12 protein-coding genes are annotated in these 14,466 nt (G+C 68.3%); 11 read left to right on the forward strand and 1 reads right to left on the reverse strand.

Annotation, left to right across the window (positions count from 1 at the left end):
- The first annotated feature begins 26 nt into the window (after nt 1-26).
- The 9 genes from G7A98_RS12490 (at nt 27) to tilS (ending at nt 10,757) form a co-directional block, all read left to right on the forward strand.
- Complete coding sequence (locus G7A98_RS12490) at nt 27-524, forward strand: OmpH family outer membrane protein (protein WP_163650010.1); 498 nt, start codon at nt 27-29, stop codon at nt 522-524.
- A gap of 35 nt (nt 525-559) precedes the next feature.
- Complete coding sequence (gene lpxD, locus G7A98_RS12495) at nt 560-1,597, forward strand: UDP-3-O-(3-hydroxymyristoyl)glucosamine N-acyltransferase (RefSeq protein ID WP_163650011.1); 1,038 nt, start codon at nt 560-562, stop codon at nt 1,595-1,597.
- A gap of 125 nt (nt 1,598-1,722) precedes the next feature.
- Nucleotides 1,723-2,166 carry a 3-hydroxyacyl-ACP dehydratase FabZ gene (fabZ, locus tag G7A98_RS12500; RefSeq protein WP_163650012.1) on the forward strand — a complete coding sequence of 148 codons (444 nt, stop codon included), beginning with the start codon at nt 1,723-1,725 and terminating at the stop codon, nt 2,164-2,166.
- A complete protein-coding gene (lpxA, locus tag G7A98_RS12505) occupies nt 2,163-2,933 on the forward strand; it encodes an acyl-ACP--UDP-N-acetylglucosamine O-acyltransferase (protein ID WP_163650013.1) in 771 nt (256 codons plus the stop codon). Before fabZ ends, lpxA begins: the two co-directional genes overlap by 4 nt.
- A 4-nt stretch (nt 2,934-2,937) precedes the next feature.
- Nucleotides 2,938-4,119: a lipid-A-disaccharide synthase gene (lpxB, locus tag G7A98_RS12510; protein WP_163650014.1), complete on the forward strand. Its 1,182-nt coding sequence runs from the start codon at nt 2,938-2,940 to the stop codon at nt 4,117-4,119.
- Entirely contained in the window at nt 4,116-4,757 is a 642-nt protein-coding gene (gene rnhB / locus G7A98_RS12515; RefSeq protein WP_163650015.1) for a ribonuclease HII, read from the forward strand. Before lpxB ends, rnhB begins: the two co-directional genes overlap by 4 nt.
- 41 nt (nt 4,758-4,798) lie before the next feature.
- On the forward strand, nt 4,799-8,302 hold the full coding sequence (dnaE, locus tag G7A98_RS12520; protein ID WP_163650016.1) for a DNA polymerase III subunit alpha: 3,504 nt from the start codon (nt 4,799-4,801) through the stop codon (nt 8,300-8,302).
- Between the two features lie 219 nt (nt 8,303-8,521).
- Nucleotides 8,522-9,475, forward strand: a complete 954-nt coding sequence (gene accA, locus G7A98_RS12525) for an acetyl-CoA carboxylase carboxyl transferase subunit alpha (RefSeq protein ID WP_163650017.1) — start codon at nt 8,522-8,524, stop codon at nt 9,473-9,475.
- A 7-nt stretch (nt 9,476-9,482) separates the two neighbouring features.
- A complete protein-coding gene (gene tilS, locus G7A98_RS12530; protein ID WP_240464746.1) occupies nt 9,483-10,757 on the forward strand; it encodes a tRNA lysidine(34) synthetase TilS in 1,275 nt (424 codons plus the stop codon).
- On the opposite strand, the gene ppx is transcribed toward tilS, so the two are convergent.
- The gene (gene ppx, locus G7A98_RS12535) at nt 10,754-12,277 is read right to left on the reverse strand and encodes an exopolyphosphatase (RefSeq protein WP_163650019.1); all 1,524 of its coding nucleotides are present in this window, start codon (nt 12,275-12,277) and stop codon (nt 10,754-10,756) included. The two genes, tilS and ppx, sit on opposite strands and share 4 nt — an antisense overlap.
- Nucleotides 12,278-12,405: 128 nt before the next feature.
- Here ppx and G7A98_RS12540 point away from each other — a divergent pair, with 128 nt between their 5' ends.
- Complete coding sequence (locus G7A98_RS12540) at nt 12,406-12,738, forward strand: thioredoxin family protein (RefSeq protein WP_163650020.1); 333 nt, start codon at nt 12,406-12,408, stop codon at nt 12,736-12,738.
- Nucleotides 12,739-13,148: 410 nt separating this feature from the next.
- Nucleotides 13,149-14,408, forward strand: coding sequence for a transcription termination factor Rho (gene rho / locus G7A98_RS12545; RefSeq protein WP_163650021.1), 1,260 nt, complete (start codon nt 13,149-13,151; stop codon nt 14,406-14,408).
- The last annotated feature ends 58 nt before the right edge of the window (nt 14,409-14,466 follow it).

Here is a 14,466-nt window from a genome sequence, read left to right on the forward strand (position 1 = left end):
CACCGAGATCGGCAAAGGAGTCATTCATGCGCAAACTGACCGGAGCGCTGTGCCTGCTGGGCGCACTCGCCGCCGCCCCCGCCTACGCCACGGACGTCGTGGTGCTCGACTGGCGCGCCGCCCTGATGCAGTCCGACGCCGCCCAGCGGTCGATGAACGAGCTGCGCAACCAGACCAGCGAGCAGCGCCAGCAGGCGAAGTCCCTGAGCGAAGAGCTGCAGAAACTGCAGCAGCGCCTGCAGAAGGATGGCGCGGTGATGTCCGATGCCGAGCGCAAGAAGCTCCAGCAGGAATTGCGCCAGAAGGGCGGCCGGTTCCAGCAGCTGCGTGCCCAGCTCCAGCAGGAGCAGCAGAAGAAGCAGCAGGCCTTCCTCAAGTCCGCCAAGCCGCGACTGGACAAGGCCATCCAGCAGGCGGCCGAGCGCCACGGGGCCGATCTGGTCGTCGACCGCGATGCGGTCGTGCACATGAATGACGGCCTGGACATCACCCAGGAAGTCACCAAGATTCTCAACGCCAAGTGAGGGATCGGGCGCCGGCCGCCCGTCTCGTCGATGACATGAAACGATCCGAGCCCTTTTCCTGCTCCCTGGCCGAGCTGGCCGACCGACTGGGGGCCACTCTCGTCGGCGACGGCGAGCGCCGGGTCAGCGGCCTGGCGACCCTCAGCGACGCCGGCCCGGACGACATCAGCTTCCTGGCCAACAAGGCCTATCTGAAATACCTGACGCAGACCCGGGCCGCCGCCGTGCTGATTCATCCCGCCCATGGCGGCGAGTGCCCGGTGGCGCGCCTCGAGCTGGACAATCCCTATCTGGCCTATGCCGAGCTGTCGCGCCTGTTCGACCCCATGGCGGCGCCTGACGCCGGTGGCGTGCATCCTTCCGCGGTGGTGGCCGGGGACGCCGTGCTGGGGCGCGACGTGACCATCGCGGCGAACGCGGTGATCGAGAGCGGTGTCGAGCTGGGTGACGGCGTGAGCGTCGGCCCCGGCTGCGTGATCGGCGCGGATTCGGTCGTCGGCGACGGCTCGCGGCTGCATGCCAACGTGACGCTCTACCACGGGGTGGTGGTCGGCAAGCGGGCGATCCTGCACAGTGGCTGCGTGATCGGTGCCGACGGCTTCGGCTTCGCCCATGATGGCCGCGGCTGGCACAAGATCGCCCAGCTCGGCGGCGTCGTGCTGGGCGACGACGTCGAGGTGGGCAGCTGCTCGAGCATCGATCGCGGCGCGCTCGGCGACACCGTGATCGGCGACGACGTCAAGATCGATAGCCAGGTGCAGATCGCCCACAATGTGCAGGTGGGCGATCACAGCGCGCTGGCCGGCTGCGTGGGCATCGCCGGCTCCACCAAGGTGGGGCGTCACTGCCTGCTCGGCGGTGGCGTGGGCCTGTCCGGCCATCTGACGATCTGTGACGGCGTGCAGGTGACCGGCATGAGCCTGGTGACCAACTCGATCACCGAACCGGGTGTCTACTCGTCGGGAACCGGCGCCATGAGCAACGCGCTGTGGCGCAAGAACGCGGTGCGCTTCAAGCAGCTCGACGACATCGCCAAGCGCCTGTCACGCCTCGAGCGGGGTTCGACCGGCTGAGGCGCGACTGACGGCGTGCAGGAACGCTATAATCCCGCGCCAACATCAACGCGGCGGGGCGCCCGACGTCCCGCCTGAGATGCCTGCCTTCCGTGCAGGCATATGTACTTCCAGAGGTCGCATCGATGGTAATGGACATCAACGAAATTCGAGAGTATCTGCCCCACCGCTATCCCTTCCTGCTGGTCGATCGGGTGGTGGAGCTCGAGCTCGGCGAATCCATCGTTGCCCGCAAGAACGTCAGCATCAACGAGCCGTTCTTCAACGGCCATTTTCCCCATCATCCGATCATGCCGGGCGTGCTGATCGTCGAGGCCATGGCCCAGGCCTGTGGCATTCTCGGCTTCAAGACGGTCAACAAGCTGCCGGCCGACGGCTATGTCTACTACCTGGTGGGCAGCGACAACGTGCGCTTCAAGCGTCCGGTGATGCCCGGCGACCAGCTGCGCCTGGAAGCGCGGGTGATCCGCGCCCGGCGCGGCATCTGGAAGTTCCAGTGTTCCGCCACCGTCGACGGTGAAGTGGCCTGCGAGGCCGAGATCACCTGTGCCGAGAGGAAGGTCGCTTGATTCATCCAACCGCCATCGTCGACCCCAGCGCGCGTCTCGCCGATGATGTCGAGGTGGGGCCGTTCAGTGTCATCGGCGCCGACGTCGAGATCGGCGAGGGGTGCCGTATCGGCCCGCACGTCGTGGTGAACGGGCCGACGCGGCTGGGGCGACGCAATCGCATCTTCCAGTTCGCCTCGGTGGGCGAGGCCTGCCAGGACAAGAAGTACGCCGGCGAGCCGACCCGGCTGGAAATGGGCGACGACAACGTGGTGCGCGAGGGCGTGACCCTGCACCGCGGCACCGTCCAGGATCGCGGCGAGACCACCATCGGCAGCCGCAACCTGTTCATGGCCTATTCCCATGTCGGCCATGACTGCGTGATCGGCGACGACTGCATCCTCGCCAACCAGGCGACCCTCGGCGGCCACGTCACCCTGGGCAACTTCGCGATCCTCGGCGGGCTGGCCGCCATCCACCAGTTCTGTCATGTCGGCGAGCATGCCATGTGCGGCGGTGGCTCGATCGTCACCAAGGACATTCCCGCCTACCTGATGGTCAACGGCAATCCGGGCGAGGCGCATGGCCTCAACCTGGTGGGGCTCAAGCGGCGCGGCTTCTCCCGCGAGGCGATCAAGGCCTTGAGCGAGGCCTACCGCATCGTCTATCGCCAGGGGCTGACCGTCGAGCAGGCGCTCGAGAACCTGCACGAGCGCTACGGCGAGATGCCCGAGGTGGCGGTGTTCATCGCCTCCCTCGAGGCTTCCACCCGCGGCATCATCCGTTGAGCCGATGCGCGTCTACCTGATCGCCGGCGAACTCTCCGGGGACCTGCTCGGCGCCGGGCTGATGCGCGCGCTCAAGGCCCGCCATCCCGAGGCCGAGTTCCGCGGCATCGGCGGCCCTCGCATGATCGCCGAGGGCCTGGAGAGCCTCTACCCGCTGGAGACGTTGTCGGTGATGGGGCTGGTCGAGGTGCTCAGGCACCTGCCCGGGCTGGTGAAGGTCCGTCGCCACCTGCGCCACGACGCCCTGGCCTGGCGACCCGACGTGATGGTCGGCATCGACGCCCCCGACTTCAACCTGGGCCTCGAGCGTCAGCTGCGCGAGGCGGGGGTGCCCACCGTGCATTACGTCAGCCCCTCGGTGTGGGCCTGGCGGCAGGGGCGGATCAAGGGTATCGCCCGGGCGGTGGACGCCATGCTCACCTTCCTGCCGTTCGAGGCGAGCTTCTACCGCCAGCATCGGGTGCCGGTGGCCTTCGTCGGTCATCCGCTGGCCGACGAGCTGCCGCTGGTCAACGACCGGGCCGCGGCCCGTGCGGCGCTGGAGCTGCCCACCGAGACGCCGGTGCTGGCCATTCTTCCCGGCTCGCGCGGCAACGAGATCCGCTTCATGGGCCCGACCTTCCTGGCGGCCGCCGAACGGCTGCTGGCCACGGTCGATGGGCTCGAACTGGTGATTCCCGCGGCCTCGCCGGAACGCCGGCGCGAGCTCGAGGCGCTGCTCGCGGCCCATCCCGGCCTGCAGGCACGAACCCGGCTGCTCGACGGCCGCTCGCGGGAGGCGATGGTGGCCAGCGATGCGGTACTGCTGACCTCGGGGACCGCGGCCCTGGAGGCGATGCTCTGTCACCGGCCGATGGTGGTCGCCTACCGCATGGCGCCGACCACCCACTGGCTGGCCCGTCGGCTGGTCAGGACGACGTGGATCTCGCTGCCCAACCTGATCGCCCGCGAGACGCTGGTGCCCGAGCTGATCCAGGAGGCCGCCACGCCGACGGCGATCGGCGAGCACCTGCGTCCCTGGCTGTGCGAGCCGGCCTCGCGCGCGGCGCTGGAGCAGCGCTTTGCCACCCTGCACGCCGGGCTGCAGCGCGGCGCCAGCGAGCGCGCCGCCGAGGCGGTACTGGCGGTGGCCGAGCGCCGGCCGCTGCCCGAGGCGCCGGCGGCGCTGCCCGGGGAGACCTCATGAGCACGGTCGCAGGACGCCATGTCATCGCCGGTTATCGGGGCAGTGCCGAGATCGTCCTCGACTACACCGGCGAGCGGCTGGCCGGGGTCGACGAAGTGGGTCGCGGCCCGCTGGCGGGCGCGGTGGTCGCCGCCGCGGTGATCCTCGACCCGCAGCGGCCGATCGACGGGCTGGGCGACTCCAAGGCGCTCAGCGAGACGCGTCGCCGGGCGCTGGACGCGACGATCCGCGAGCGGGCGCTGGCCTTCGCCGTGGCCGAGGCCACGCCGGCCGAGGTCGACGAGTTCAACATCTACCATGCCACCCACCTGGCGATGCGCCGGGCGATCGACGCCCTGACGCCGGCGGCCGAATACCTGCTGGTGGACGGCAATCGCCTGCCCGGGCATCATGTTCCCGGCCAGGCGGTGGTCAAGGGCGACGCCCGTCATCCGGCCATCGGTGCCGCATCGATCCTCGCCAAGGTGGCTCGCGATGCGCAGATGGTCGCCCTCGATGCGCGCTTCCCCGAGTACGGTTTCGCCCGCCACAAGGGCTACCCGACCCCGGAACACCTGGCGGCGCTGGAGCGCCTCGGGCCGCTGCCCGAGCACCGCCGCTCCTTCGCTCCGGTGAAACGCCAGCTGGATCTCTTCTGACGCGGCGGCCGCTGCCGCCCGACAACCATCACGAGAGCGACATGACGACTCCCTTCGTTCATCTGCGCGTGCACAGCGAATACTCCCTCGTCGATGGCCTGGTGCGCCTCAAGCCGTTGGTGAGCGCGACCGCCGAGGCGGGCATGCCGGCCCTGGCGGTGACCGACGAGGCCAACCTGTTCGGCCTGGTCAAGAGCTACAAGGCGGCGCTGGGCGCCGGTCTCAAGCCGGTCATCGGCGCCGACCTGTGGCTCGAGAACCCGTTCGACGAGAGCCATCCCTACCGGCTGACGCTGCTGGCGATGAACGACGTCGGCTACCGCAACCTTACCGAACTGATCTCGCGGGGCTGGCAGGAAGGCCAGCGCCAGGGCAGCGCGCTGCTCAAGAAGGCCTGGATCTTCGCCCAGAGCGACGGGCTGATCGCGCTGTCCGGCGCCCGGGAAGGGGAGGTCGGCCGCTTCCTGCTCGCCGAGCACGGCGACGAGGCCCGCGAACTGCTCGCCGAGTGGCAGCGCCACTTCCCCGGGCGCTTCTATCTCGAGCTGCAGCGCACCGGTCGCCAGTACGACGAGGAATGTGTTCACCTGTCGGTCGACCTCGCCGCCGAGACCGGCACGCCGGTGGTGGCGACCAACGACGTGCGCTTTCTGACCCGCGAGGACTTCTGGGCCCACGAGACCCGGGTGTCGATCGGCGAGGGCAAGGCGCTCGACGACCCGCGCCGCGAGCGCAAGTACAGCGAGGAGCAGTACCTCAAGAGCCCCCAGGAGATGGCCGAGCTGTTCGCCGACATCCCCGAGGCGCTCGAGAACACGGTGATGATCGCCGCGCGCTGCAGCGTCGACGTGCGCCTCGGCGAGATCTTCCTGCCCGAGTTCCCGGTACCCGAGGGCATGACCCTCGACGAGTTCTTCCGTCAGCTCTCCCACGACGGCCTCGGCGAGCGCCTGACCCAGCTGTTCGACGGCGACGACGCCATCTATCCGGATCGCCGCCGCGCCGATCACGAGGCGGCCTACCGCGAGCGCCTCGACTTCGAGCTCGACATCATCATCAAGATGGGCTTTCCCGGCTACTTCCTGATCGTGATGGACTTCATCCAGTGGGCCAAGGACAACGACATCCCGGTGGGGCCGGGGCGTGGTTCCGGGGCCGGCTCGCTGGTCGCCTATGCGCTCAAGATCACCGATCTGGACCCGCTGGAATACGACCTGCTGTTCGAGCGCTTCCTCAACCCCGAGCGCGTGTCGATGCCCGACTTCGACGTCGACTTCTGCATGGAGAAGCGCGACCGGGTGATCGACTACGTCGCCGAGCGCTACGGCCGCGATGCCGTCTCGCAGATCGTCACCTTCGGCACCATGGCCGCCAAGGCGGTGGTGCGCGACGTGGCGCGTGCCCAGGGCAAGCCCTACTCGCTGGGCGACAAGCTCTCCAAGCTGATTCCCTTCGAGGTCGGCATGACGCTGGCCAAGGCCCACGAGCAGGAGGAGGCGCTACGCGACTTCCTCGCGGGTGACGAGGAAGCCCAGGAGATCTGGGACATGGCGCTCAAGCTCGAGGGCATCACCCGCGGCACCGGCAAGCACGCCGGCGGGGTGGTGATCGCCCCGACCCGGCTCACCGACTTCTCGCCGCTGCTCTGCGAGCCGGACGGCAGCGGCCTGGTGGTGCAGTTCGACAAGAACGACATCGAGGATGCCGGGCTGGTCAAGTTCGACTTCCTCGGTCTGCGCACCCTGACCATCATCGACTGGGCGCTGGAGATGGTCGATGCGGTGCGCGCGCGCCAGGGGCAGGGCCCGCTCGACATCAACACCATCCCGCTCGACGACGTGCCGACCTTCGACATGCTCAAGAAGGCCGAGACCACGGCGGTGTTCCAGCTCGAATCCCGCGGCATGAAGGAGCTGATCAAGCGCCTGCAGCCCGACTCGCTGGAGGACATGATCGCCCTGGTGGCGCTGTTCCGTCCGGGGCCGCTGCAGTCGGGGATGGTCGATGACTTCATCAACCGCAAGCACGGCCGCGCCGAGCTGGCCTTCCCGCATCCCGACTACCAGCATGAGCTGCTCAAGCCGGTCCTCGAGCCCACCTACGGCGTGATCCTCTACCAGGAGCAGGTCATGCAGATCGCCCAGGTGCTGGCCGGCTACAGCCTGGGGCAGGCCGACATGCTGCGCCGCGCGATGGGCAAGAAGAAGCCCGAGGAGATGGCCAAGCAGCGCGTCGGTTTCATGGAGGGCTGCGCGGCCAACGGCATCGACAAGGATCTGGCGGGCAACCTCTTCGACCTGGTGGAGAAGTTTGCCGGCTACGGCTTCAACAAGTCGCACTCGGCGGCCTACGGCCTGGTCTCGTACCAGACCGCCTGGCTCAAGGCGCATTACCCCGGGCCCTTCATGGCCGCGGTGCTGTCCACCGACATGGACAACCTCGACAAGGTGGTGCCGCTGATCGAGGAATGCCGCAACCTGGGCCTGACGGTGACCCCGCCCGACGTCAACGTCGGTGGCTACAAGTTCACCGTCGACGAACAGGGGCGCGTGGTCTATGGCCTGGGGGCGATCCGCGGCGTCGGCGAGGGGCCGATCGAGGCGATCGTCGAGGCGCGCACCGCGGGCGGCGCCTTCGCCGACCTGTTCGACTTCTGCCGTCGGGTCGACGCCAAGCGCATGAACAAGCGTACCCTGGAGGCACTGATCCGGTCCGGCGCCGTGGACACCCTGGGGCCGAGCCGGGCGGTGCTGGCCGCCGCGCTGGACGACGCCATCAAGGCGGCGCAGCAGAGCACCACCAACGCCAACCTGGGCATGATGGACATGTTCGGCGAGGCGTTCAGCGAACCCGAGGCCGGCGATGTCTATGCCGACTACCATCGGGTCCGCGACTGGAGCGACAAGGAGCGCCTGGCCGGCGAGAAGGACACCCTGGGGCTCTACCTGACCGGGCATCCGATCGACGAGTACGAGCAGGAACTGGCGCGCTTCGTGTCGACACGGGTCCGCGACCTCAAGCCGTCACGTGAGCCGCAGCGGGTCGCCGGGCTGGTGGTGGCCATGCGCACCATGAAGTCCAAGCGCGGCGACACCATGGCCTTCGTCACCCTGGATGATCGCACCGGGCGCATCGAGGCCTCGCTGTTCGGCGAGCTGTTCGACCAGGTCCGCGGCCGTCTGGATACCGACCAGGTGCTGATCGTCGAGGGCGAGGTGCAGAGCGACGACTACTCCGGCGGCCTGCGCCTGCGCGGCAAGGAGGTGACCGCCATGGTCGACGCGCGCAGCCGCTACGGCGAGGCCGTGGAGCTGTCGGTCGACGGCTCGAGCTGCAACGGCCGCTTCATCGCCACCCTGCGCGACAGTCTCACGCCGTGGCGCAACGAGGCCGGCCTGCCGGTGCGCGTGCGTTATCGCAACGCCGCCGCCAGCGGCTGGCTGGAGCTGGGCAGCGAGTGGAAGGTGGCGCCCGCCGACGAGCTGCTCGCCGCGCTGCGCGATGTCGAGGGGCAGGATGGCATCCGGCTCAAGTACCGTGGCTGAGAGGGTATTTACACCATGCCTGCGCTCCCCGAATTGGCAAACACCCTCCGAGCAGGGTGTTTGCCTTCTGGTCACTATTCATCCTTAGCCGGGTCCGGCCGAGCGGTTGTCTTGCGTGCGCTCGTCAAGCTGCGATAATGCCCGGTCATTGCACGCCCATCGTCGCATGACAGCCGTGCCGCCAGGCTGGCCGTGCCTACTTCAAGAAGCTGAAGCGCTATGAATCCCAACTATCTGGACTTCGAACAGCCGATTGCCGAACTGCAGGCCAAGATCGAGGAGCTGCGGCTGGTCGGCAACGACAGCAAGATCAACATCAGCGACGAGATCGCCAAGCTCGAGGAGAAGAGCAAGAAGCTCACCGAGTCGATCTTCCGCGACCTGTCCGCCTGGCAGGTCTCGCAGCTTTCCCGTCACCCGCAGCGCCCTTACACCCTCGACTACCTCGAGATGATCTTCAGCGACTTCGACGAGCTGCACGGCGATCGCCACTTCGCCGACGACGCGGCGATCGTCGGCGGTGTCGCCCGGCTCGACGACAAGCCGGTGATGATCATCGGTCACCAGAAGGGCCGCGACGTCAAGGAAAAGGTGCGTCGCAACTTCGGCATGCCGCGCCCCGAAGGCTACCGCAAGGCCTGTCGCCTGATGGAGATGGCCGAGCGTTTCAGGATGCCGGTGCTGACCTTCATCGACACCCCGGGAGCCTATCCGGGCATCGACGCCGAGGAACGCGGCCAGAGCGAGGCGATCGCCTACAACCTGGCGGTGATGTCGCGCCTGAAGACACCGATCGTTGCCACCGTGGTCGGCGAGGGTGGCTCCGGCGGCGCGCTGGCGATCGGCGTGTGCGACGAGCTGACCATGCTGCAGTATTCCACCTACTCGGTGATCTCGCCCGAGGGTTGTGCCTCGATTCTGTGGAAGAGCGCCGAGAAGGCCTCCGAGGCAGCCCAGGCCATGGGCATCACCGCCGAGCGTCTCAAGGAACTGGGCTTCGTCGACAACCTGGTCGGGGAACCGCTGGGCGGGGCGCATCGCCATCCGCAGACCACCGCCGACCGGCTCAAGGAATCGTTGCTCGGGAGTCTCGACCGGCTGGGCAGCATGGACACCGAGGCGCTGCTGGCGCGGCGGTATGAAAGGCTCATGAGCTATGGGGCGCCAGCATAAGGGCCTCATGTCGCTGCAAGCCGTGATCGATGACGCCCTGGCGGAGACCCCGCCGGGGCGTGTCGTCTGGGTGGCGCTGTCCGGCGGTCTCGATTCCTGCCTGCTGCTGGCGCTCGTCGCCGATGCCGCGCGGCGTCATCCGCGCCCCATCCATGCCCTGCACGTCGACCACGGGCTGCAGTCCGCCGCCGCCGATTTCGTGCGTCACTGCCGGTGGTCCTGCTCGCGCCACGGCATCCCGCTGTTCGTCGAGTCGGTCGCGGTCGAATCCGTGGGCCGGGGGCTGGAGGCGGCGGCCCGCGAGGCGCGCTATGCGGCGTTCGCCAAGCGGGTGGCGCCGGGCGAGACGCTGTGGCTGGCCCAGCACGCCGACGACCAGGCCGAGACCTTCCTGCTCGCCGCGTTGCGCGGCAGCGGGGTACGCGGGCTGGGGGCGATGCCCGAGTGTCGCGACTGGCGAGGGCGACACTTGGTGCGGCCACTGCTGGGGCTTGGCCGGGCTCGGCTCGAGGCGGCCGCTGCCGAGTTGGGTCTGAGCTGGTGCGATGACCCCTCCAACACGGATACCTCGCTCGACCGCAACTATCTGCGGCATTGCGTGCTGCCCGTGCTGGCGGCGCGCTGGCCCGGTGCCGCGCGCTCGCTGGGCGAAGCGGCACGTCGCGCCGGGGAGGCCGATGCCCTGCTCGACGACCTGGCCGCGATCGACCTGGCCGCTGCCGGCGGTGACCCGGCGCGACTCGACGTCGCCGCGCTGGTCGCCCTGTCGCGTCCGCGCCAGCGGCTGCTGGTGCGCCACGCCTGCCGGCGCCTGGCGCTGCCCACGCCACCGGCGGTACGTCTCGAAACGCTGCTCGGGCAGCTCGCGGCGCGGGAAGATGCCGCCGTGCACGTGAGCTGGGCAGGTGGCGAGGGGCGGCGCTGGCGTGGGGCGCTCTATCTCCAGACTCCCATCGAGCCGCTGCCGGCGGGTTGGAGTGCGTCCTGGAACGGCCAGCCGGGCCGGGTGGGCGCGACGGAAGCGCAGCCCGGGGTGTACGTCGACTGGAGGCTGGCCTGCGAGACGGGGGAGCCGGTCGCGCTGACGCTTACCGTGCGCCGGGGCGGTGAGAGTCTGCGTGTTGCCGGACGTGGGCGGCGCGACGTCAAGCGGCTGCTCCAGGAGGCCGGAGTACCGCCCTGGCGGCGTGAGCGCCAATTGCTGGCCTGGCACGGCGACACCCTGGTCGCCGTGCTGGGGGTGGCCGTGGCGGAAGGCTGGCGCCAGGGTCCTGGAGTCTAGATCTCGAGGGTGAGCGGATCCACGGCCAGGCGAAAGCCGACGGCGCGCTGGTAGGCGATCTCCTGCTCGAGGTCGGTCAGCAGCAGCGACTGTTCGGCCAGTGCATCCGGCAGCATCATCAGCAGGGCGTCGCCTTCCGCCTGCAGCTGGAAGGTCGTCGGCGGGTGTTCCGGGCGCGAATGGTTGAGGACCACGGCGAGCCTCAGCAGCCGCGCCAGGCGCGCGGCACGGGGCCGATAGGCCGGCGGCAGGGCCTCGAGCTCCTTGAGCGCGAACTTGCGCCGATGGGCGCGGACCAGAAACGCCAGCAGCTGCTGTTCGGGGCGCGAGAAGCCGGGCAGGTCGGCGTTTTCCAGCAGGTAGGCACCGTGACGATGGAACTGACTGTGGGAGACCGCCAGACCGATCTCGTGAAGCTCGGCGGCCCACAGCAGGAAGGGGCGTAGCGTCTCGCCGAGCTGCCAGGCGTCGCTGACCTGGTCGAAGGCGCTGGCGGCACTGGCGGCGACATTGGCGGCCTGGCGATGATCCACGCCGTAGCGCCGGGTCAGGCCGTTCAGCGCCGGCAGACGCGGGTCCTCGGCGGTGTTGCGGCCGATCAGGTCGTAGAGCACGCCTTCGCGCAGGGCGCCGTCGGCGAAGCGCATGTGCTCGAGCTCGAAGGCTTCGAAGGTCGCGCAGAGAATGGCGATGCCCGCCGGGAAGACCCGGGCCCGGTCGGCCTTGAGGCCGGCCATCTCGACCCGGTCGAGATGCTTGCACTTGATCAGGCGCTTGCGCAGCCGCGCCAGGCCCTCGCGGGTGATGGTGCCCTCGGGGGCGTCGCCGGCGGCGGCGATCACCGATGCGGCGGCCTTGATGGTGCCGCTCGAGCCGATCGGGTCGGACCAGCCCAGGGCCAGGTAGTGGCGGCGGATGTTGGCCAGTTCCGAGAGCGCCGCCAGCTCGGCCTGGCGAAAGCGCTTCTCGGTGATCTGATCGTCGGGGAAGAAGCGCCGGGTGTAGGCCACGCAGCCCATGTGCAGGCTTTCCAGGGCCTCGGGCGCGAAGCGCTCGCCGATGATGAATTCCGTGGAGCCGCCACCGATGTCGACGATCAGCCGCCGGCCGTGGATGTCGGCCAGGGCGTGGGCGGCGCCGAGGTAGATCAGTCGGGCTTCCTCGCGGCCGGCGATGATCTCGATCTCGTGGCCGAGCACGGCCTCGGCGCGCTCGATGAAGTCGCGGCTGTTGTGGGCCGCGCGCAGGGCGTTGGTGCCCACCACGCGCATGGCGTCCGCGGGGATGCCCTCGACGAAGGGCGCGAAGCGCGCCAGACACTCCAGTGCGCGCTGGATGGCGGGTTCGTCGAGATGGTCGTCGTCGCCGAGACCGGCGGCCAGCTGGACCTTCTCGCCCTGCTTGGCGACCACCTGCAGATGGTCGCCGAGCCGGTTGGCCACCAGCAGGTGGAAGCTGTTGGATCCCAGATCGATGGCGGCCAGGCGCTGCGGGGCCTGGGCGGCGGGCGTCCTGCTCATGGGATTTCCCTGTCGATGCACGATTAGCGCAAGGTTGCGGGGGTGCTCATGGCTTGTCAATCGCCGCTCGGGGGCGTCCAATAGGGGAGGCGCCGTCACATGACGGCGCGAGTCGACAAGGATGGGCCATGGCCGAAACCACCTTCGAAACCCTCTCCGGCGACATGCTCGAGGCGCGTCTCGCCGATCATGACACCCTGCTGGTCACCTTTGTCGCCGACTGGTGTGAACCCTGCGCCATCCTGCTGCCGCGCCTGGCTCGTGCCCTCGAGCGCCAGCCGACGCCCCTCGCGGCCTATCAGGTGGAAGTCGACGCGGCACCGGAACTGGCGCGCAAGTACGGCGTGCGCGGCATGCCCACGTTGATTCTCTTCGTCGACGGTGACCTGGTGGCCACCCGGGTCGGAGCACTCGACGACGACCAGCTCCGGCAGCTGCTCGACAGCGCCCGGGAGCGATGAATCCGGTCCTGGCGGGGCTTGCGTTTACCGCCGGGCTTCACTAACATCGAATCGTTCGCCTGTTCCGAAAGCTTCCCGACCGTCGCCCGGTGCCACCGACGCGGTCATGCCAAGTCGTCAGAAAGCCCGCTGTTCATCCCCTGTCATCGGTTGTGTAGATCCCGGGACGATCCCGGTTGCCAGGCAACGTCAGGGACCAAGGAAAGTCAGGAACATCAACCAGGCGAAGGGAACAGCGCCTCCCTCGATATCGATAGTGTCCATGGTTCTCCGCCAGGAGCCGCCATGCGAGGGTCCTATCCGCGAGAGGCTCGACGGGCACTGAACGCACCGCGCGGCGCACTGTCTCCGCCTCCTGTCCCATCGGCCCGCAAGCGGCCACGCTGACACGAGCTACTTCTGAACAAACGATGAATCTAACCGAACTCAAGCAAAAGACCGTTCCGGAGCTGCTGGAGATCGCCCAGCAGATGGGCATCGACAATCTGGCCCGCTCCCGCAAGCAGGACATCATCTTCGCCATCCTCAAGAAGCACGCCAAGAGCGGCGAGGACATCTACGGCGATGGTGTCCTGGAAATCCTCCAGGACGGTTTCGGCTTCCTGCGCAGCGCCGACAGCTCCTATCTGGCCGGGCCCGACGACATCTACGTCTCGCCCTCGCAGATTCGCCGCTTCAACCTGCGCAAGGGCGACTCGATCTCGGGCAAGATTCGTCCGCCCAAGGAAGGCGAGCGTTACTTCGCGCTGTTGAAGGTCAACCAGATCAACTTCGACAAGCCGGAAAACGCCAAGCACAAGATCCTCTTCGAGAACCTCACGCCGCTGTTCCCCCAGGAACGCCTGGTGATGGAGATGGGCAACGGCTCCACCGAGGACCTCACCGCCCGCATCATCGACCTGACCGCGCCCATCGGCAAGGGCCAGCGCGGCCTGATCGTCTCGCCCCCCAAGGCGGGCAAGACGCTGATGCTGCAGAACATCGCCACCTCCATCACCCGCAACAATCCCGAATGCCACCTGATCGTGCTGCTGATCGACGAGCGCCCCGAGGAGGTGACCGAGATGTCGCGCACCGTGCGTGGCGAGGTGGTGGCCTCGACCTTCGACGAGCCGCCCGCACGTCACGTCCAGGTCGCCGAGATGGTGATCGAGAAGGCCAAGCGCCTGGTCGAGCACAAGAAGGACGTGGTGATCCTGCTCGACTCCATCACCCGCCTGGCGCGCGCCTACAACACCGTGGTGCCGTCCTCCGGCAAGGTGCTCACCGGCGGTGTCGATGCCCATGCCCTGGAGAAGCCCAAGCGCTTCTTCGGCGCGGCGCGCAACATCGAGGAGGGCGGCAGCCTGACCATCATCGCCACCGCGCTGGTCGACACCGGTTCGAAGATGGACGAGGTGATCTTCGAGGAGTTCAAGGGCACCGGCAACATGGAAGCCCACCTCGACCGCAAGCTGGCCGAGAAGCGTGTCTATCCGGCGCTCAACATTCGTCGCTCCGGTACCCGCCGCGAGGACCTGATCGCCTCCGAGGACGAGATGCAGCGCATGTGGATCCTGCGCAAGCTGCTCAACCCGATGGAGGACACCGCGGCCACCGAGTTCCTGATCGATCGCCTGAAGGATACCAAGACCAATATCGAGTTCTTCGAGGCCATGAAGCGACGCTGATCGGCGCTGTTGCGCTTGCGGATACGGCGTTGAATCCTCGCTGGTGCGCCAGCCCGGT

This window comes from Modicisalibacter sp. 'Wilcox', from assembly GCF_010993675.1.
Lineage (GTDB): Bacteria > Pseudomonadota > Gammaproteobacteria > Pseudomonadales > Halomonadaceae > Modicisalibacter > Modicisalibacter tunisiensis.

Coding starts and splice junctions, on each gene's coding strand:
- G7A98_RS12540 (WP_163650020.1), top strand. CDS start 12,406: ATGGCCGAAACCACCTTCGAAACCCTCTCCGGCGACATGCTCGAGGCG.
- ppx (WP_163650019.1), bottom strand. CDS start 12,277: ATGAGCAGGACGCCCGCCGCCCAGGCCCCGCAGCGCCTGGCCGCCATC.
- dnaE (WP_163650016.1), top strand. CDS start 4,799: ATGACGACTCCCTTCGTTCATCTGCGCGTGCACAGCGAATACTCCCTC.
- rnhB (WP_163650015.1), top strand. CDS start 4,116: ATGAGCACGGTCGCAGGACGCCATGTCATCGCCGGTTATCGGGGCAGT.
- fabZ (WP_163650012.1), top strand. CDS start 1,723: ATGGTAATGGACATCAACGAAATTCGAGAGTATCTGCCCCACCGCTAT.
- accA (WP_163650017.1), top strand. CDS start 8,522: ATGAATCCCAACTATCTGGACTTCGAACAGCCGATTGCCGAACTGCAG.
- tilS (WP_240464746.1), top strand. CDS start 9,483: ATGTCGCTGCAAGCCGTGATCGATGACGCCCTGGCGGAGACCCCGCCG.
- lpxD (WP_163650011.1), top strand. CDS start 560: ATGAAACGATCCGAGCCCTTTTCCTGCTCCCTGGCCGAGCTGGCCGAC.
- lpxB (WP_163650014.1), top strand. CDS start 2,938: ATGCGCGTCTACCTGATCGCCGGCGAACTCTCCGGGGACCTGCTCGGC.
- rho (WP_163650021.1), top strand. CDS start 13,149: ATGAATCTAACCGAACTCAAGCAAAAGACCGTTCCGGAGCTGCTGGAG.
- G7A98_RS12490 (WP_163650010.1), top strand. CDS start 27: ATGCGCAAACTGACCGGAGCGCTGTGCCTGCTGGGCGCACTCGCCGCC.